At 45.6% G+C, this 20,216-nt stretch carries 18 protein-coding genes; 10 read left to right on the top strand and 8 right to left on the bottom strand.

Annotation, left to right across the window (positions count from 1 at the left end):
• Positions 1–33 precede the first annotated feature (33 nt).
• The 3 genes from hutU to NM125_RS08890 form a co-directional block, all read right to left on the bottom strand.
• On the bottom strand, positions 34–1,683 hold the full coding sequence (gene hutU, locus NM125_RS08900; RefSeq protein WP_255134554.1) for a urocanate hydratase: 1,650 nt from the start codon (positions 1,681–1,683) through the stop codon (positions 34–36).
• Positions 1,684–1,758: 75 nt separating this feature from the next.
• The gene (locus NM125_RS08895; RefSeq protein ID WP_255134553.1) at positions 1,759–2,259 is read right to left on the bottom strand and encodes a thioredoxin family protein; all 501 of its coding nucleotides are present in this window, start codon (positions 2,257–2,259) and stop codon (positions 1,759–1,761) included.
• 62 nt (positions 2,260–2,321) lie between these two features.
• Complete coding sequence (locus NM125_RS08890) at positions 2,322–3,449, bottom strand: trans-sulfuration enzyme family protein (protein WP_255134552.1); 1,128 nt, start codon at positions 3,447–3,449, stop codon at positions 2,322–2,324.
• Between the two features lie 269 nt (positions 3,450–3,718).
• Here NM125_RS08890 and NM125_RS08885 point away from each other — a divergent pair, with 269 nt between their 5' ends.
• The gene (locus NM125_RS08885) at positions 3,719–5,014 is read left to right on the top strand and encodes a sensor histidine kinase (RefSeq protein ID WP_255134551.1); all 1,296 of its coding nucleotides are present in this window, start codon (positions 3,719–3,721) and stop codon (positions 5,012–5,014) included.
• On the opposite strand, the gene NM125_RS08880 is transcribed toward NM125_RS08885, so the two are convergent.
• From NM125_RS08880 to NM125_RS08870, 3 genes are read right to left on the bottom strand one after another with little or no spacing between them, the layout of a single operon-like run.
• Positions 5,002–6,246 carry a M48 family metallopeptidase gene (locus NM125_RS08880; protein WP_255134550.1) on the bottom strand — a complete coding sequence of 415 codons (1,245 nt, stop codon included), beginning with the start codon at positions 6,244–6,246 and terminating at the stop codon, positions 5,002–5,004. The genes NM125_RS08885 and NM125_RS08880 overlap by 13 nt on opposite strands.
• Before the next feature lie 51 nt (positions 6,247–6,297).
• Positions 6,298–6,615: a ribonuclease E inhibitor RraB gene (locus NM125_RS08875; protein WP_255134549.1), complete on the bottom strand. Its 318-nt coding sequence runs from the start codon at positions 6,613–6,615 to the stop codon at positions 6,298–6,300.
• A 59-nt stretch (positions 6,616–6,674) separates the two neighbouring features.
• Positions 6,675–7,160, bottom strand: coding sequence for an MgtC/SapB family protein (locus NM125_RS08870; RefSeq protein ID WP_255134548.1), 486 nt, complete (start codon positions 7,158–7,160; stop codon positions 6,675–6,677).
• A gap of 189 nt (positions 7,161–7,349) precedes the next feature.
• Between NM125_RS08870 and NM125_RS08865 the strand changes: the two genes are divergently transcribed.
• The 9 genes from NM125_RS08865 (at position 7,350) to NM125_RS08825 (ending at position 17,676) form a co-directional block, all read left to right on the top strand.
• On the top strand, positions 7,350–8,297 hold the full coding sequence (locus NM125_RS08865) for a VOC family protein (protein ID WP_255134547.1): 948 nt from the start codon (positions 7,350–7,352) through the stop codon (positions 8,295–8,297).
• 84 nt (positions 8,298–8,381) lie between these two features.
• Positions 8,382–9,050: an alpha/beta hydrolase gene (locus tag NM125_RS08860; RefSeq protein ID WP_255134546.1), complete on the top strand. Its 669-nt coding sequence runs from the start codon at positions 8,382–8,384 to the stop codon at positions 9,048–9,050.
• A gap of 70 nt (positions 9,051–9,120) precedes the next feature.
• Positions 9,121–10,689, top strand: coding sequence for a cation:proton antiporter family protein (locus tag NM125_RS08855; RefSeq protein ID WP_255134545.1), 1,569 nt, complete (start codon positions 9,121–9,123; stop codon positions 10,687–10,689).
• On the top strand, positions 10,686–11,210 hold the full coding sequence (locus NM125_RS08850) for a DsbA family protein (RefSeq protein WP_255134544.1): 525 nt from the start codon (positions 10,686–10,688) through the stop codon (positions 11,208–11,210). Before NM125_RS08855 ends, NM125_RS08850 begins: the two co-directional genes overlap by 4 nt.
• A 10-nt stretch (positions 11,211–11,220) precedes the next feature.
• Entirely contained in the window at positions 11,221–11,478 is a 258-nt protein-coding gene (locus tag NM125_RS15980) for a UBP-type zinc finger domain-containing protein (RefSeq protein WP_349294171.1), read from the top strand.
• Entirely contained in the window at positions 11,478–12,863 is a 1,386-nt protein-coding gene (locus NM125_RS15900; RefSeq protein ID WP_284700156.1) for a sensor histidine kinase, read from the top strand. Before NM125_RS15980 ends, NM125_RS15900 begins: the two co-directional genes overlap by 1 nt.
• 95 nt (positions 12,864–12,958) lie before the next feature.
• Positions 12,959–14,626: an FAD-dependent oxidoreductase gene (locus NM125_RS08835; protein ID WP_255134543.1), complete on the top strand. Its 1,668-nt coding sequence runs from the start codon at positions 12,959–12,961 to the stop codon at positions 14,624–14,626.
• 164 nt (positions 14,627–14,790) lie between these two features.
• Positions 14,791–16,788: an endonuclease gene (locus tag NM125_RS08830; RefSeq protein WP_255134542.1), complete on the top strand. Its 1,998-nt coding sequence runs from the start codon at positions 14,791–14,793 to the stop codon at positions 16,786–16,788.
• Between the two features lie 171 nt (positions 16,789–16,959).
• Entirely contained in the window at positions 16,960–17,676 is a 717-nt protein-coding gene (locus tag NM125_RS08825) for a hypothetical protein (RefSeq protein WP_255134541.1), read from the top strand.
• Here NM125_RS08825 and NM125_RS08820 read toward each other — a convergent pair.
• Together NM125_RS08820 and NM125_RS08815 are read right to left on the bottom strand one after the other, a co-directional pair.
• Positions 17,673–19,517, bottom strand: a complete 1,845-nt coding sequence (locus tag NM125_RS08820) for a TIGR03545 family protein (RefSeq protein WP_255134540.1) — start codon at positions 19,515–19,517, stop codon at positions 17,673–17,675. The two genes, NM125_RS08825 and NM125_RS08820, sit on opposite strands and share 4 nt — an antisense overlap.
• Before the next feature lie 4 nt (positions 19,518–19,521).
• On the bottom strand, positions 19,522–20,046 hold the full coding sequence (locus NM125_RS08815; protein ID WP_255134539.1) for a TIGR03546 family protein: 525 nt from the start codon (positions 20,044–20,046) through the stop codon (positions 19,522–19,524).
• Positions 20,047–20,216: the final 170 nt, after the last annotated feature.

Raw genomic sequence — 20,216 nt, 5'->3', positions numbered from 1 at the left:
ATGATACGTCCCCACGGATGATATTTCTGCCAATTATTCCAAAAATGGCAATTTCAATTGATGTTCTTTGGCACAATCGATGGCAATTTCATATCCGGCATCGGCATGACGCATAACCCCACTGGCCGGGTCGTTCCATAACACACGATTTAACCGTGCCGCGGCATCATCGGTTCCATCAGCAACAATGACCAGTCCTGCGTGCTGCGAGAATCCCATCCCCACGCCCCCGCCATGATGGAAGGAAACCCAGGTGGCTCCGGATGAAGTGTTAAGCAAAGCGTTCAATAGCGGCCAGTCGGATACGGCATCTGAACCGTCTTTCATGCCTTCGGTTTCCCGGTTTGGACTGGCAACGGAACCGGAATCCAGATGATCGCGTCCAATAACGACCGGGGCTTTCAGCTCTCCGTTTTTCACCATTTCGTTGAAGGCCAGTCCCAGTTTATGACGCTGACCTAATCCCACCCAGCAAATGCGGGAAGGTAATCCCTGGAAGTGAATTTGTTCTTTGGCCATATCCAGCCAGTTGTGGAGGTGAGGATCATCAGGAATGAGCTCCTTCACTTTTTGATCGGTTTTATAGATATCCTCGGGATCACCGGAAAGAGCCGCCCACCTGAAAGGACCAATTCCCTTACAAAACAATGGACGAATGTACTCAGGCACAAATCCCGGAATATTAAATGCATCTTCTACACCCTGATCATAAGCTTCCTGCCGGATGTTATTGCCATAATCAAAAACGGGAATACCCTGCTGCTGAAAGCCCAACATGGCCTGAACCTGCACTGAAATAGATTCTTTGGCCCGTTGCTCTACTTCTTTAGGATTGGATTTCTGTTTGCTTTCCCATTCAGGAACCGTCATACCAAGTGGCAGATATCCGTTAAGCGGATCGTGGGCGCTGGTTTGATCGGTCACCGCATCCGGCATAATTTTTCTGTCCAGCAGTTTGGGGTAAATGTCTGCAGCGTTTCCATGAAGGCCAACGGTAACCGGCTTTTTGTCCTGAACAGACTGTTCAATAATCTCCAGAGCCTCGTTCAAAGAAGTCGCTTTCTGATCTACATACCCGGTTCGGATGCGCATATCAATCCGGTCTTCCCGGCATTCCACAGCTAACATACTTGCACCGGCCATCTTGGCTGCCAGCGGCTGAGCGCCACCCATGCCTCCGAGTCCGCCCGTGAGAATCCATTTACCGGATAGATCCCCGTCAAAATGCTTTTTCCCCATGGCTACAAAGGTTTCATAGGTTCCCTGAACGATGCCTTGGCTTCCGATATAAATCCATGAGCCGGCCGTCATTTGCCCGTACATCATCAGGCCTTTTTTATCGAGTTCGTTGAAGTGGTCCCAGTTGGCCCATTTTGGAACGAGGTTGGAGTTCGCGATTAAAACACGCGGGGCATCCTTATGAGTTTGAAAAATGCCGACCGGCTTACCGGATTGAACAAGCAGGGTTTCTTCGTCACTCATGGATTTCAGCGAATCCAGGATTTTATCGAAGCTCTCCCAATTGCGGGCAGCACGACCAATACCGCCATACACCACCAGCTCTTCCGGTTTTTCGGCTACCTCCGGGTCAAGGTTATTCTGGATCATGCGGAAAGGAGCTTCCGTCAGCCAGCTTTTGCAATTCAGATCGGTTCCCGTTGGTGCTTTAATTGTTCTTCCCATCTCCTTTTGTTTTTATTCCTGTAAACAATTCCACGGCAGGAATGTAAAGGATTTTGAGGGAAGACTCACCCCAATCTAATTCTCCGCCTCTACCCCCGCAAACTCTCCGAAGCTTTGATCGAGGTAGGCATCGCTTCCTACAAATTCGAGGATTTGCAGATACATTTCTTCCGGGATAAATCCGGGCTGACCGGCTATAATCTCTCCTTCTGAATCAAAGAAAATGAAGGTGGGGGTTCCGGTGATTCTCATCGCACGGCTGAACTGAATCTGCGTCATTTCCTGATCGCGAAAAGTCAGTTTCTCATCCGATTCAATGTCCATCCAAACGGAATAGAAATGCTCTTTGGTTTTTTGTTGAACCGCCTCCTGCGTAAACACTTCCTTCTCCATCTTCTTGCAATACGTGCACCACACGGCATTGGCATACACCAGCACTTTTTTATCGTTTTGCTCAGCCAGCTCCATAGCCTCCGAAAGTGGCTTCCAGTCAAACATATCTGGCCGGTTTTGAGCCTGCGCCATGGAAATAGCAGTGATAGAAATCAGAAATACAGAAAAAATCTTATTGAACATGAATATGGTTTTAAATGATACACTCTTTTGATGAACCCAACGGGCTTTCTATTACTTTGTTTTTAAGATAAGGCTAATTCCAGATCTGAAATAATATCATCGGGATGTTCCAGCCCCACGCTCAGGCGAATCAGGTTATCCGGGGTTGGCGATTCTTCCCCTTCACTGCTTTTGCGGTGTTCCCAGATGCTCTCAATGCCTCCGAGACTGGTAGCGGCTTTGATCATTTTTGCTCCTGCAACAACCTTAATGGCATCTTCGGCCGTTCCGTCAATCAGAAATGAGATCATCCCTCCAAAGTCATCCATCTGGGCTTTGGCTATTTCGTGTCCGGGATGAGAGGGTAAACCGGGATAGAATACCTTTTCAACTTTTGGGTGATCATTCAGAAAATCAGCTACTTTTCGGCCATTCTCATTATGAGCACGCATTCGATACGGAAACGAACGGATACTCCGGCTCAGCAGCCAGCAATCCTGCGGAGAGGGAACGGCGCCCTGTACTACCTGAACTTTTCTGATTTGCTCAAACAACTCTTCATTCCCTTTGGTGATCACGGCACCGCCTAAAATATCGCTGTGTCCTCCTAAATATTTAGTGGTGGAATGAATGACAATATTTGCCCCAAGCTCCAGCGGACGCATATTGAATGGTGTGGGCCAGGTGTTATCGATGGCCGCTATGGCTCCATGGTTTTTGGCGATTTTACTTACTTCCACCACATCGGTAATGAGGAGTCGTGGGTTTGACGGGGTTTCCATCCAAACCAGTTTGGTATTCTCTTTAAGGGATGATGAAACGGTACTCAAATCCGTCATGTCAATGAAATCAACCTCCAGGTTCCAACGTTCGGCAAACTCCCAGATCAGCTTTCGGGTACCGAAATACACATCCTCAGGAACCAGCACGTGTGCCCCGGATTCTATGGTTTGAAATACCGAGGAGATAGCCGCTATCCCTGATGAAAATGCCGCACAATGATCTCCGTGTTCCAGATCTCTTATCACATTTTCCAGCTGTACACGGTTGGGGTTTGAATGGCGGGTGTATTTCCAGTCCTCATCTTTCCTGCCCGATTTCCGGTGCTCGTAAATGGTAGACATTTCTATTCCCGGAACAATGGGTTCATTCTCCCCAACCTGTTCCTTCATGCTGCCATGGATGGCTATTGTCTCAATGTGTTTTTTCATGGATAATCGGTGCTTATTTGATTCACCCCAAAATAAACAAAATCTCAGGATACTCCCTTATTTGTTATCACAAGTGAGGTGTGCATCCTTTTCTAATGCTTACTCCTTATTCGCCGATAAGTAGTAGTATGTAACATAGCAATGAAATTGAGGTTAGGTTGATTTTGGATGGTGCTTTCATTCTATTGTCAACTGAATTTGCATTAGCCGGAACAGTAAAAATAGAATAACTGTTAGCCGTACTTATCATTTTTACATAATAGAATTTAATGGCAAAGCTTTGGGAGAATTATAAACTGAGGGTTCGCAAGAACTGCATGGGCAGCCTTACGCGGTCCGATGGATTGGAGTATTGGAGAAACAAGCTCTTTACCACCATCATCATCTATCTTTTCCCGCTGGGGATCATTGTTTTGATTCCCTCCTCCATTGTGGTATTTGCGCTTGGCATCCAGTCGTTGACCGTGGCGTATATCTTTTTTGGGGTAGCAATTACAACCATATCGTTATACAGCGGACTCCGGATCAATCAACGTAAATATCTTTTTCTTACCCTTATTTACTCGGTAGCTGCCATCCTTATTTTCTTTATGGGTGAACTTGGGGCCGGGCTTACTTATTTGTTCGGAGCCACGGTTTTCTCCCTGCTGATTTTGCCTACCCGCGCGGGGGTGCTTACCATTTTCATCAATATCCTTATTTGTGTGGTACAGGCGTTATTAATTCACAACCGCCTTGTCGATTATCCACTTCGTGAAAGCTATCAGGTGGCCTCCTGGCTTGCTATTTCGGCTAATTCTATTCTGTTGAGTATAGTCGCCGTGGTATTTATGCCCATGCTGTTTAGCGGACTTCAGGAAACCATTGAATCCCAGAAAGAACTGAAGCTAAACCTGTTGAGCCATCAGGGGGAGCTGGAGAATTCGCTGGACGAGAAAAATACCCTTCTGGCTGAAATTCACCATCGGGTAAAAAACAACCTGGCAGTAATATCGGGAATGCTTCAGATGCAGTCGTTCAAAGAAACCGATGAACGAATCCAAAAAAAATTGATAGACAGTACTCTTCGCATTAAATCGATGGCCAATATTCACGAGCAACTTTACCAGTCCAACAGTTTCTCAAATATGGATTTTGATGCCGGCTTAAAAAACCTGGTTCATGCCATTCTCGAAACCATGGATGATCATTCTAAAATTGAGACTAAATTCAATCTTGAGCCCATCAACCTGAACATTAATCAGGCGGTACCCTGCTGCTTGATTGTGAATGAAGTGCTGACCAACTCCATCAAGCACGCGTTTTCGGATATGCAAAAAGGACTGATTTCCGTTCAGCTTCAAAAGAATAACCAACAAATTACCCTACAGATAACAGACAACGGGGTTGGCTTTCCTGATGATGCCGATCCGGAAACAAAAGATTCTCTCGGGATGGTGCTGATCCAAACGCTGGCGCATCAGCTGGAAGCAGACTATGAATATAAATCCCGAAAAACGGAACCCGGCGTACTCTTCCGGTTGTCATTCAGCCTCTCAGATGTAAATGGGAGTCACCTTTCCTGATTATCTTTTCTGATTGCCCGAATTCGCTCCAGAACCGGCGGATGGGAATAATTCAGAAATACGTAGAACGAGTGAGGGGTTAAATTGCTCAGGTTGTCCTTCGAAAGCTGCTTAAGCGTTGAAATCATATCTTCGGGCTCCCCGGTTGTTTCAGCTGCAAAAGCATCGGCTTCAAATTCGTGCCGGCGGGAAATCATTTGCATGAATACAGATAAAATCATATCAATGGGAGCATACAACATTCCAAAAAAGATGAGTCCGGCATAAACCGACATCTGCTCCATATAAAACGCATCAAACAACCCCTGGGCGTTTAGAAACACCGAAAGCAAGTAGAAAAGCACTCCTGTTTGGGCAACGCTGGTTATCATCCCTTTTATAATGTGCTTTTTCTTGTAATGCCCGATTTCGTGAGCCAAAACTGCCACTAATTCTTGTACGGTGTGATTCTCGACCAGCGTATCATAAAGCCCTACTCTTTTATTCTTCCCGAAGCCGGTAAAAAAGGCGTTCGATTTACTGGAGCGACGGGAACCGTCAATCACAAACAACCCCTGTAGTGGGAAATTCACCTTCTCGGTATATTCTTCAATAGCGGTTCTAAGTTCCCCTTCTTCAAGTGGGGTGAATTTATTGAACAGCGGCATAATCCAGGTCGGGGCCACATATTGCATAATCAACGTAAAGGCAGTGACCGCCCCCCAGGCATACAGCCAGGCCAAATCTCCGGCATACATAAAGAACCAGAGAATTCCGGCAAGCAGAGGGGTCCCGATTAATAATCCAAGCCCCAGACCTTTCACCATATCCAACACAAAAGTTTTCGGGGTGGTTTTGTTGAAGCCGAATCGCTCTTCAATCACAAAAGTAGAATAAATACTGAATGGAAGGTTCAGGATGGTTTTAGCCAGCAGTAAAATCCCGATATAGGTCAAACCCGTTACCAGCTCTCCAAACCCCCAGGCCCGAACAATCTGATCCAGCCAGTTGAATCCGCCCGAGAACCAGAACCCCAATACCAGTGCCAGGTCAAAACCGCCCGTCAGAAAGCCAAACTTGGTTCTTACTTTGGTGTACTCCTGGGATTTGGCGTAGGTATCTTCATCATATACTCCTTCAAATTCTTCAGGAAGTTCTTTTGATAGAGATTTCAGGTTCAGGTAGTTGGAAGTGATATCAAGAATAAAATCGATGGCAATGGTTGCCAGAATAATGATGGCGTAGATGTTCATTTAATACTTTTTTGAGTAGCTTTTAGAATTGTTAAAGTACGAATAAAGGAATCAAATTGGAGCTCCCCAACCATCATATTCTCCGCCCTGTTCTTCAGCTATCTTATTGAACCACAGGCCCAATTCATAAATCCGATCCGTACTTATCTTCATTATCTTATTAGCTGATAATGACCACTTTTTATTCTTATCCAGGTAATGCAGATCTGTACTGAAACCGAGATTTAACAACTTGACTTCTACTTGACTGGCAGCATATTCGGTTGGAAAATAAAAGAAAAAATCGACCGGCTTTTCTTTATCAATATCTCCCCCAAACCTGATAATATGTTCTACTACTTTGGCATCTATTTCTTTCGGTCTTGACATAGTTTTTTTACTCTATTTCTCTTCACTCAATGCTAACAAATAGTAGTATAACTAAAAAACTATTCAACATAAGGACTCTCATAATCTGAAATTTTATAAACCCATTTATTCAGTCGGGTGAACAGGAAGTTAACCGTCACCAAAATAAGAGTGGCTCCGGCTCCCAGCATATATTGTTTTAAGGCAATACTAATTCCAATTCCTGCTGCCATCAAAATGGTTGCGGAGGTAGTCAGGTACCGGACCATGGTTTTTGAGGTACTTTTCAGGATGGTGCCGGCTCCAATAAAGCTTACGCCCACAATCACCGCGTGAAGCATACGAATGGGATCAACGCCAAAGCTTTCGGTTGCAGCCAGCGTGCCAAAATCCTGAACCACGACCCTTCCCAAAGAGACCAGCAACGCTGCCGATCCCGCTATAATCATGTTCGTTCTTAAACCTGCCGGCTTTTGCTTCCATTCTCGCTCCAGCCCTAAAACACCGCCCAAGACCAAAGCGATGCTTACATCCATCAATATGTACGATTGAGCTAATAAATCCATAATTCTAATCACTTAAGGTTGCTGATTCTGTTCCTTACTGATATAAAAGAAACAAGCCCCGCTTTGTTCCCCGGCAACCTGCGCATCTATACAGGCGATAGAAAATAACAAATTAGTTTAATGTTAAACTATTGAATGATTCGTTGTATCTTGTGGTTGGTTTAATGAACGCCAAATAAACGAGAAGCAATGAAACATCAGAAAGGAATACATCACATTACAGCATTGGCCGGAGATGCTCAGCGCAATGCCGAATTTTATACGCAGGTTTTGGGGATGCGGCTGGTAAAGAAATCGGTGAATCAGGATGACCCCGGTACCTATCATTTGTTTTATGGAAATCAGTCTGCCAATCCGGGTTCAAGTTTAACCTTCTTCCCATGGCCGAATGCCGTTCAGGGCAAAGCCGGAACCGGTGAAGTTGTGAATGTGGCACTACAGGTTCCTGAAGGAACACAAGATTACTGGGAATCTCGCCTCACTGATCACGGTGTTGATTATACAATGGAAGATATTTTCGGAAGAACCGCACTTCGTTTCAGCGATCCCGACGGCATGGAACTGGATCTGGTGTTTGAAGGACAGGCAAAAGAAAAAGTGGAGAATGTGGATTATATCGTTCACTTCGACAAAACCATTCAGGGATTCTGGGGAGCGCGCATGTACCTGACTGAGCGTGAGCACACCGAAAAGCTCCTTAATGAGTTATTCGAGTTCGAGCAAGTGGCGAATGAAGGCAACCTATATTTATATCAAACCGATGCTGAAATTGGGCATTCGGTGATTATCGAAGTCGCTGATGCTCCTATTCACGGACAAAATGGACGGGGTATCGTCCACCATATCGCTTTCCGGACTGAGAATAAGGAAGAACTGGATCAACTTCGCGAACAAGTAGATAAGCGCGGGCTTCACCCAACTCAAATTATCGACCGTCACTGGTTTAATTCTGTGTACTACAGAGTTCCGGCCGGCGTGCTTTTTGAGATGGCTTCTGATGATCCCGGTTACACCGTAGACGAAGAATTTGAACACCTGGGAGAACACCTGATTCTTCCCCCGTGGTTAGAAAACAAACGGGACCGGATTGAAGAAATCCTGCCCGGGATTAGGGTACCCTCAAAGGCAACATCCTAACACATTTCTAACTTAGAGACACAAGATTTTGTGTCTCTAAGTTAGAAAATGATTACCAAGTCCAATCCAATTACAATTGCATTCATGAGTTTATTCCGCGTAACAGAAGACACAAATTTCGAAGGTCCTCATCAAAACACACTCGTAGCTGAAACCGGAGTTCCTTCTTCAGAGGCCGATTACGCCATGATTATGATTCACGGCCGTGGAGCCAGCGCTCCCAGCATACTCGACCTGAGTTCCGCATTCGAAACCGATAAAAAAATCACCTATCGGGCACCTCAGGCAAACGGGCATACCTGGTATCCTTATTCCTTTATGGCCCCAACCGACAGGAACGAGCCCGGCCTGTCTTCCGGCCTTCAGAAAATTCATGACATCATTGAGGAACTCGAGTCGGATGGCATCTCAAAAGACCGAATCTTTCTTCTGGGATTTTCTCAGGGTGCATGCCTTGCTTCTGAGTTTATAGCGCGTCACCCTGCAAAGTATGCCGGCTTGATTGCATTGAGTGGAGGTGTGATCGGCGAATCTGTCGATTTCGACCAATATACAGGCGACCTTCAAAAAACCCCGGCTTTTTTAGGCTGCAGTGATGTTGATCCACATATCCCCAAAGAACGCGTTAATGAGACCGAAGAACTTCTAAAGCAGTTGGGCGCAGATGTCACCAAAAAACTATACCCGGGCATGGGACACCTTGTGAATGAAGATGAGATCAAGCATATTAATGCCTTATTAAATTCAAAATGAAAGATGAAAAATTAAAAATTGGTTGGACACCTATTTTTAATTTTTCATTTTGAATCTTTAATTCACAAACATGGAAATTCTTTGGCTGGCAGCAGCCTATGTTCTGGGGATGGCTGTATCGCGACTTAAGTTGCCGCCACTGGTCGGTTTTCTCGGTGCCGGTATTATTCTCTCTCTTTTCGGATTTGAAACCACCGACACCCTTCACGAGATCGGGCATCTCGGGGTTTTATTTCTACTGTTTACGGTAGGTCTTCACCTGCGGCTTAAAAGTATTCTACGACCGGAAGTGTTGGGCGCGGGTGGCATCCATCTTGCCTTAACCGCAGGTGTATTCGGACTGATTGCCTCCCTGTTCGGATACGAGCTTGTTGAGGCTGTCATAATTGGTATCCTTTTGGGCTTTTCGAGTACGGTGCTGGCCGCCAAATCCCTGGAAGACCGAGGCGAACTCGGCGCTTTCCACGCCCGTGTCTCTATCGGTATTTTGATTTTGCAGGATATTGTAGCTATCGCTTTGCTGGCTTTAACTGGTGGCGGCGTGCCTTCCATATGGGGCTTGGCTCTGCTTGCTCTGCCCCTTTTCCGCCCGCTGTTAATTAAAGCCCTAATTGCGAGCGGACATGATGAACTTCAGCTTTTATTCGCCTTAATTTTAGCCATCGGCGGCGGTGCTCTTTTTGAAGTATTGGGACTTTCATCCGAACTGGGAGCTTTAGTGGCAGGAGCCCTGCTTTCCGGCCATAAACTTGCTGATGAACTCACCCACAAACTTTGGGGACTCAAAGAGGCCTTTCTGGTTGGATTCTTTCTGGAAGTGGGCCTTGCAGGATTACCGGGTTATAACGAACTGATATTCTGCGTGGTGATTTTAGCCTTACTCCCCATCAAATCCATCCTCTACTTCTTTTTGCTGGTGGGATTCAAACTGCGATCCAGAAACTCCTTTCTGGTCACCACCACGCTCACTTCTTACAGCGAGTTCACCCTCATAGCCGGAATTGTAGCCGTTTCTGGTGGCTTCATCCCGGAAACCGTTGTTACCAGCTTTGCCTTGCTTGTGGCGGTTTCTTATGCCATCAACGCTCCGCTTTCTGCAAATGTGAATGCGCTTTGGAGTCGGTTTGAGCTTTCCCTGCTGAAGTACGAACGGGATGTCAAGCATCCGGGGCAGCAGGTTGTCTCACTTGGTAGTGCGAATTACCTGGTGGTTGGAATGGGGCAGGCCGGTTCATCCGCTTATGAGTACATGAAATATTACGGCCACAAAGTAATTGGTATGGATGCGGATCCGGCCAAGCTGGAAGAAAATATTCAAAGCAAAAGACGGGTAGTGTATGGTGATGCCCGCGATCCCGAATTATGGGAGAACATCAATCTTGAAAATATTAAAGCCATCATGCTGGCTATCCCAAACCCGGGCACTAAAGTGGAAGCCACAAAATTGCTCCGCCAATATGGCTATAAGGGAGATGTTGTAGCCCTGACCATGCGAAGTGACGAACATAAAGCCCTTAGAGAAGCCGGGGCTACAGCTGTTTGTCTGCCGATGTCTCAGGCCGGAAAAAAATTAGCTGAGCTCAGCCTCGAAGAAGGCCCATCCGAAAGCACTTCGCTTAACCTGACTTTTGACCGATGAGCGATTTATATGCTGAAATATCAGAGGATGACTATATGCTGGGTAACCCGGATGCAAAACTCACACTGCTCGAATACGGTGACTATGAGTGCCCATACAGCCGGCTGGGATATCGTTTTTCGCAGATGTTGCTGAAGAAGTACAAGCAGGAGCTGAGGTTTGTATTCCGAAATTTCCCGCTTCGCAAAAAACACCCGAATGCTCAGTTAGCAGCTGAGGCGGCTTTGTGCGCCGGTGCTCAGGATCGGTTCTGGGAGATGCACAACCTGCTTTTTAAACACAACCGAACGCTGAGTGAAACCAGAATTCTTGAATTTGCGGAAGATATCGGGCTCGATCTATATCGCTTTAAGGTAAACCTGGCGACCAATGAATTTGCCGGTCGGGTTACCGCTGATTTCCGGGGAGGTGTTAAAAGTGGCGTTGACGACACTCCTACTTTTTTTGTGAACGGGGAGCGATATTCCGGTGAATTGGATTATAATCAATTGAAGGCTTTTGTTGATACTTTCCTGAACTAAATAAACGCTTATGGCTTGCTCCCACAAAAATACGATCAAAGTTACAAATACCTCGGAAGATGTGTGCCCGGATTGTGTAGAGCAGGGCAGTTCGTGGGTTCACCTGCGCATGTGCATGATTTGTGGCTATGTGGGCTGCTGCGATTCATCCCCAAACAAACACGCCCGAGCTCATTTCGAGGAATCTCATCATCCCATCATCCGCTCTGTCGAACCCGGTGAAGAATGGCGCTGGTGTTATATCGATGAACTATACATGAGGCCCTGATGGACGACTATATCGTAAAAGGTATTCAATCGTTTCCTCAGTTTTCCGAGGTTCCGGAAGACGAGATTCGGGAGTATGTTCGGTTGTCGGAAGTGTGCACTTACCAACCGGATGAGGTGATTGTAAAGCCCGGTGACGAAATCAACAAGATGTACCTGCTGCTTGAAGGAAACATTCGGCTGCAGCTTAAGCGTGGAGACCAATTTACCGTTATCGATACTTTTGAAGCCGGCGACCTCACCGGAAAGCTTCCCTTTTCAAGACTTCAATCGTCTCTGGCTTATGTAACTGTAATAGAGGAATCGACTGTTTTAATCACCCACGAAGATAAATTCCCTGAAATCGCTTCTCATTATCAGCTAATCGAATCTTTTGTACATGCCCTCTCCGATCGTATTCGTCATTTCACTACCCAGCAGCAACAAAACGAGAAATTACTGGCCCTGGGTAAACTATCTGCCGGTTTAGCCCATGAGCTGAATAATCCCGCTTCGGCTATGGTCAGAAGCGCTACTTCCCTGAAAGCAAACCTTCACGCCAAACCCGAAAAGTTTAAAGGCATGATGGAGCTCAAACTTTCAGAAGAGCAAGTGGATGCCATAAACAAGGTGATTTTCAATAAGCTGAATGCTGAGATTCCCTCCCTTTCTTTGATGGAACGAACATCGCTTGAAGATGACCTGGCTGATTGGATGGAAGACCACGGCATTGAAGAAACCTATGAACTGGCAGAAACATTTGCTGAACACGGGTTCAATGTAGAGTCTCTTGAACAAATCAAAGACATCGGTGATGAAGCCATGCTCACTCCGGTTTTTAAATGGATTGAAGATGTGTTTGTTACCGAAAAGATGATTGCTGAGGTTGAGGATGCATCACGTCGCATTTCTGACCTTGTTTCTTCGGTGAAAACCTATTCGCATATGGATCAGGCAAATGAGAAGCAGCCGGTTGAACTGGAAAAGTTACTGAAAAGCACGCTCAGCATTTTAAATCATCAAATAAAAGAAAAACAGGTGTCGGTAGAATTAAACATACCCGATGATTTACCGGAGTTTTGTGGGTTTGTGAGTGAATTGAATCAGGTATGGATGAACCTGCTCGACAACGCCGTTGATGCGATAGAGAAAGAAGGGCGTATCGAGATTTCTGCTGAGGCCAAAAACGGAGACCTTAGAATTTATTTTAAAGACAATGGGGCCGGCATCCCGGAGGACATTCATACCAAAATTTTCGATCCTTTTTTTACAACCAAAGGTATAGGAGAAGGAACCGGCCTCGGTCTCGATTTTGTCCGTAAAATTGTAAATAAGCACAACGGCACCATCACCGTACAATCCAAACCCGGCGAAACCATCTTCGAACTCTGTTTTCCACTTAAATAATTCAAAATTAAAGATGAAAAATTTAAAATTATCCTCAGCATTTAATTATAGCCTCGTCCTTAATTTTAAATTTTAAATTTTTAATTCCTTCAGGAATGAGTAAACCAATAATTTTTGTAATTGATGATGATGCCCAGGTCCTTCGTGCGGTGACCAGAGATTTGCGCAACAAATACCGCAGTGAGTATCGGATTATGAGTACTGATTCTTGCAGAGAAGCACTGGAGACGTTGCCTGAGCTGAAGAAAAAGGGTGAAACAGTGGCACTCTTTCTCAGCGATCAGCGCATGCCGGAGATGATGGGAGTCGAGTTTCTGGAAAAGGCCAGGCAAACCTACCCCGATGCCAAGCGCGTGTTACTGACTGCTTATTCCGATATGGAAGCCGCTATCAAAGCCATCAACGATGTGCAGCTGGATTATTATTTATTGAAACCCTGGGATCCTCCCGAAGAAAAACTTTACCCCGTTCTGGATGACCAACTGGATGAATGGCTGGCTGATTTCAAACCGGAATTTCATGGAATACGACTGGTGGGCTATCAGTACTCGCCAAAGTCTCATGCTGTCAAAGACTACCTTTCCGGAAATCTGATTCCCTACCGCTGGCTCGATATCGAAACCAATGATAAAGCCCGGGAACTTCTGGATGATTACGAAATCAATACCAACGACCTCCCTGCTATCTTTTTTGAAGATGGAAGTCATTTTACCGAACCCTCCCCTAAAACCATTGCTGAGAAGCTGGGAAGAAATCCCACCGCAAATGAAACCATTTATGACGTAGCTATCATTGGTGCCGGTCCTGCCGGACTTGCCGCCGCCGTTTACGGAGGTTCGGAAGGACTGAAAACGCTGCTTATCGAAAAGCGGGCGCCGGGCGGGCAGGCGGGAACAAGCTCGCGGATCGAAAATTATCTCGGATTCCCAAAAGGACTGAGTGGATCTGATTTAGCCCGTCGTGCCATCACCCAGGCGAAACGTTTCGGCGTTGAGTTTTTATCTCCGCAGGAAGTGGTTGACATCTCACTCACCGATCAATACAAAACCGTAAAAATGGCGGACGGTTCTGAGATTAATGCCAAGGCGGTGGTGGTTACCACCGGGGTTAATTACCGAAAGCTGGAAAGTAAAGGGATTTCCGATTTTACGGGCGCCGGGATTTATTATGGGGCAGCCATGACGGAAGCCCATGCTTTCAAGGATAAGCAGGTTTATATCGTAGGCGGTGGGAACTCAGCAGGGCAAGCTGCTATGTATTTATCCACTTTTGCAAAAGACGTGAAGATTTTGATTCGCGGAGAATCGTTGGTTTCAAGCATGTCTTCGTACCTTATACATCAGCTTAATGATACGGAAAACATCGAAGTGATAGCCCACACCGAAGTGGAAGAAGCCTGTGGTGATGGAAAGCTTGAGAAGTTGGTGTTGTTCAATAATCAGAAAGACGACCACAGAGATGTAGAGGCAGATGGACTCTTCATTTTTATCGGTGCCCGGCCCTATACCGACTGGATCAAAGCGGATGTTATTAAAAGTAAACGCGGATTTATTGAAACCGGGAGAGATCTGCAGCGATACGATAATTTTAGAAAAACATGGAAGCTGGACCGGCAGCCATTTCTGTTAGAAACTTGCTCACCCGGCATTTTTGCGGCCGGTGATGTGCGTGCCGGAGCCATGAATCGTGTGGCCTCTGCTGTGGGGGAAGGTTCCATGGCCATCAAATATGTTCATGAATACCTGGCGGATTCAAATACCTGATGGTTCCTTAACAAAAGATTTACCCCACTCCCGCTTAGAAATCTTATATTATGGCCGATGTGTAATTCCCGGTAATAAGGACAGGGAAGCTTCCACCGGCACAACCGTAAATCGCGCCGTCACCACTTCTTTTTAAAAACGATCATCTAATCCAACCGGAAGGCATGGCATACCCAAATTCCATCACCCAAAAAGCAGCGGCTTTAATCTTTGTGTTTTCACTGCTTTTCTCCACCTCCGCATTTTCTCAAAGTTGTCCGACACAAGGCACTCAGATTTTTCCTGAACTCTCCGGTCAGGAACTGCTGGATGCATTGGTACAGGAATACGGAACCACGGATAACATCAATTATGATAACGCCCGGGATATCCTCTATTCTGAAATTGATAATAAGAATGATTCTTTGACCACGATTTATACCGGCTATAGAATCTATCTCGATCCCAATAACGATCCAAGTACGGATGCTTTTGAAAAAGACGTAAACGCAGAACACAGCTGGCCGCAAAGTAAGGGAGCTTCAACTGAGCCTGCTCGTTCCGATATGCATCATCTTTTTCCGGCCTATTCCCGCGCCAACAGCGCCCGCGGAAATCACCCTTTTTATGAAATTCCGGATCAGGAAACCGATACCTGGTGGCGTCTTGATCAGGATCTTTCCAATCCTGATGGCAATGTAGTTGATGAATACAGCGAGTATAGGGATTCACACCCTAACACTTCCTATTCGGCCAGCTGGGAACCCCGCGAAAGCGTAAAAGGTGATATTGCCCGTGCCGTTTTCTACTTCTATACCATGTACAAAACCCAGGCCGACAATGCCGACCCTATTTTCTTTGAAATTCAGAAAGATTTTCTCCGCAACTGGAATTCTGTGGACGCGGTTTCAACCACGGAATACGAGCGGACGTGTGCCATCGCGGATATACAAGGGAATGAAGTGAATCCATTTGTGATTGACCCATCCTTGGTAGAGCGCGCTTATTTTGAAGGTGAAATCAGTCAGACTAACGTGGAGTTTTCAGCTTCTGTTTTGAACTTCAGTGAAGGAGACGGAGCCATAGAAATCGAGCTTTCCATCACTAACCCAAATGCAGATACAGCCACTACGGTGGATGTGGTTTACTCGGGTGGAACCGCTACATCCGGCGATGACTTCCAGGCCTTTAGCAGCCAAAGCGTAACCTTCCCGGCCGGATCCTTAGACCGACAATCGGTGACCCTCACCTTAATTGATGATGACCTGGAAGAAGGAGACGAAACCATTTCATTGGGATTAGAAAACGTTTCCGGGCCACAACAAGCGGTGATTGGGTCTGCGAACTCCACTGAGATTACCATTCGGGATAATGATGGAGAAACACCCTCAGCTGCTTGGATAAATGAAATGCATTATGATAATGACGGCGGTGATCAGGGGGAATTTGTAGAAATTGCGGTAAATTCGGAATTCGCTGACCTCACTGATGTTACGCTAAGCCTGTACAATGGGAACGGCGGCTCCGTTTATGCCACCTACTCCGGCAACGACTTTACCGCCGGTGATACTGAAAACGGTATTTCCATTTTCTATGTGGATCTTCCGGTAAACGGATTACAAAACGGCAGCCCGGATGGCATGAGCCTGGATATTGGCGGCGAACTCATTCAGTTTCTTTCTTATGAAGGAACTTTTACTGCGGTTGACGGCCCTGCCCAGGATGTGGAAAGTACGGACATTGGGGTGGAACAGCCCGGCAACAGCTCTGTGGGCAGTTCACTTTCTCTTGAAGGAACCGGTTCAGCATACAAGGACTTTAGCTGGGCATTCACCGAATCTAACACTAAAGGCTCAGTGAACACCAATCAGACCTTTGAAACTCCTACATCCAACGAAGACGAAAATCCTGCGATTGCCGACGATTTCAAACTTCACCAAAACTACCCAAATCCGTTTAACCCAACCACCAACATTAGTTATGAGTTAAAAAATGCGGTTGATGTTACCCTGTCCGTTTATAATGTACTTGGACAAAAAGTTGTGACTTTGGTAGATGGCATGAAAAGTGCCGGTTCACATATGGCCACGTTTGATGCTTCCGGTTTATCCAGCGGAGTGTATTTCTATCAGCTGAGAGCCGGTGAAGTTACCTTCACACAGAAGATGTTGCTATCTAAATAACATAGCCATTAGCGAAAGGGCGTATCAAAAAAGGTACAGCCCAAAACGGCAGCAGCAACCTTTCAGCGTCCGCAGGTCCTGAAAGCGTTGCGGGAATGTGGTTGGGTAGATATCGTAATCCTGTTTGGGCGGCGAACGCTCCAAGGTCCTTCAGACGCTTGGAGGTTCTTTGTGCTTTTCATTCTTTCCCAAAAGAGCAGCTATACAATTCATGAAAGCAAAAGATGTTGTTATCTAAATAATCTCTTTATATTTCAGGAAACGGCAACTCAGGTGATCGCGATGAAGCACTTAACCATAATCCTGTTCTTTTTGATTCCGGGTCAAATCGTCGCCCAGTCTTTTTCTCCGGAGATAAATTTAAAAACAGGCATACAAAGAATTAGTGGCCATTCTTTTAATCCTGACTATGAACAAGATCACACGGTGATGTATGAGATTGAGGCCTTCCACCCTTTTCTCAATTTCGAAAAATCAGAGCTTAGTGTTGGACTTACAGGTTCATTACGAAGAGAAGCCGAACGACTCGACACCTATGCCTGTCTGGATTGCCCCCAATATAATTTTAAAGGACATGCTATTGGATCAGCGATAAAGCTGCAAACGGTTGACACTCCCGTGGTTTTAGGTGTGTATTCAGGGCTGAATCTCAATCAAACAGTAATTGAACAAACCCGCTCAGGAATGTTACCAGCTAACATACAGGCGGAGCCTTTGATTACAATCAAAGAAACCTACTTAAATCTTGCTACGGGTTTTAGAGCAGACATTCCGATTTATAAAAACTTCTTTTTCAGCGGCGACTTTCGACTTTATTTTCCACTCGATGATTCTGATTTCAATCAGAGGCGAACGGCACTTTCAGCCGGACTTAGCCTGAGATTTTAGAAATCAATCCCAATCTTGTCTTTGATTTTGTCCTTCAGCGAATCTTCTAATTCTTTCTTGCGCTCTTCCAGCTCTTTCTTTTTCTCTTCCACAACTTGCAACTGCTCATCTACTTTGGCCTGAAGTTCTTCGTAGCGTTTGCGCAGCTCGGCCTCTTTTTCGGCTTTAAGCTTTTCCAGCTGCTGCTTTTTACCGGCAACCTGCTTCTGCACTTCCGCCCTGATTTTACGCTTCGCGTTTTCCACTTCCTGGCTTACCGTTTTCTTCAGTGCATTCATGAATAAATCATCCACATTGGATCGCACCCGTACCCGCAACGGACCGTCCACATTATCTACCAGTGCCGTAACATCAACCTGATTGGTACTTCCAATGGCATTACGGATCAGGGTTTCCACCCGGTTCTTGGGTTTTCCAGCAGCAGCAAAATCAAAGCTGATATTTTTGGCGATATAATCGATGCGGCTGTCAATCCGCTTGTCAATGATGCTCATCTCAACATTCAGTTCACCCGTTCCGGTTTTCAGTTCATACGGCAACAAATCAGAGCCGGACAACCTTGCTTTGGATAGGGTAAAGCCGGAATAATTCACCCTAAAGCTTTCGCGCGGTTCTTCTTCCAGATAATTAAACTCGCCGTTTACCGTCAATGCAACCTCATTCTCATCCTGCCCCTGCACATTAAACTTCACCGGCTGACCGGTCTTTTTCTGGCTGCTGCTGATATCGGTTACCGTGCCTGAAATTGAGATATCCGATTTTGTTTTACCGGACAGTTCAATGTTTTTAAACCAGAATCCCGGATAATCATATTTATCCGAAAACTCGTAATCCAGCCCCTCATATCTTGGGATTTCCTGCACCGAATCCTCTTCCCCAACCAACCGGCTTCCATACTCCCGGGCAATAGCTACGTATTCAAGATAAGCGGCATAGTCACCTAACAAATTTTGACCAAATAAGGCTTTCCCAATATTCTGAACGTCCAGATCCGGTAATTTAGCTACACTGAGAGCCCGCTGGTAATCATCCCTGATCCAATTATCTACCTGGTCAATATCATTTCGGGTAGTTCCATAATCCTGTTCAAAGTCTTTCTTCAGTTTTTCGGCACGGGTTTTCAGTGAATCTACCTGTTTTCGAAGCTTTTGTACATTTTCAATGGCCTCTACCACCTGCTTGGGCTTTTTAATTTCTTTTGGGTTGATGGATTCAACCGTACTCCGAACTTTGGCAACCTCTTCATTCACCTTTGTATTCTTAAAGGTACTGTCCCATTTGGCATACTTCTGCTGAATTCCCTGCCTTAGCGAATCAATTTTATCAACGGATTGAATATTCACCTTTGCCATCAGGCTGTCCACATTCAGGTCGTCCCGAACATCCGTAAATTTAACTTCGGCATTCTTTTTTGCCTCGCTGGTCACCTGACTAACCACACTGTACACAAATCCCGGCTCTTCATTCTTAACTTCCTCCGGTATTTCAAACGAACCATCCGTTTCGCGTTCCGTGTCCATCTGAAAGCCTGTCAGCCTCACGTCATCTACAATTACTTTGTTGCGGAGAATAAGAGGCCAGAACTCCATGCTAAACTCTGTTTCCCCGGTTTCGAAGGTGTTTTGCATGGTGTTGTTGGAGTTGGCCACCTGCAAACGGCTCCATTTTATGTGGAGATCCCACAAGCTGAAATCAAAACCATCCAGCTCTACTTTGGCTTCATTCAATATGCTACCCTGGTATTCAATTTGCCCTTCCACCCACTCATCGGTAATGAAATAAGTTGCGGCAAATCCAATGCCCGCCAGTACTAAAACCGTAATTATTCCGCCTATTCTCATCGCCTTATCCTCTCACCCTGTTTACTGTTTGATAAATGCTGTAGAACTTAGTGCCCTTAAAAGCCTGCACAATCTTCCATTTTTGGATTTTGGCGTGAATGTGCTCCCGGTACTGCAAAACCCCATACCGGGCCAACGGGAAAACAGGAAAGCATAGTAAAATAGCGGTCACAAAACTCCCGATAACTACGGTGTTATAGAATTCGGTAAGAGCAATCCATTCGTTGTTGTACATTGCTGTCCAGGTTTCCTGCATACTTTCCAGCTCCAGCAACCAAACTCCAAAGCTGTGAAATAGCGGATCTGCGAGATAAGCTATTCCGCTGAAAATGGTAAATGAGAGAATAGCCATCCCGATATTGACTTTAAGTACCAGAATCAGCACAACAATTAACAGATTATGCAACGACGACAGGGGGGTAAGCCCGATTATCATTCCAAGGATGATACCACCTGCTATCTGCCCCGGCGAGGTTTCGGAAGCCAGTGCCTTTAGCAGCTTGGCGATGTAACGCATTAACAAGAACATATTTGCTCCTTACCTTAATTTATTCAAGATCAAAAGTAACTGAAATAACATTTAAAATCTTATTAAGCCCTTAAACAGAATATTATATTTGGGCCTGAAGTTATATACATAGTATTTGTACCAGTGTACATTGAATATGTTTTCTGAGTAATTATCGTTTATATTTCTGA

Source organism: Gracilimonas sediminicola, assembly GCF_024320785.1.
GTDB lineage: Bacteria > Bacteroidota > Rhodothermia > Balneolales > Balneolaceae > Gracilimonas > Gracilimonas sediminicola.
The sequence above is the reverse complement of the archived record's forward strand: the minus strand, read 5'-3'. Positions and strand labels throughout refer to the sequence as shown.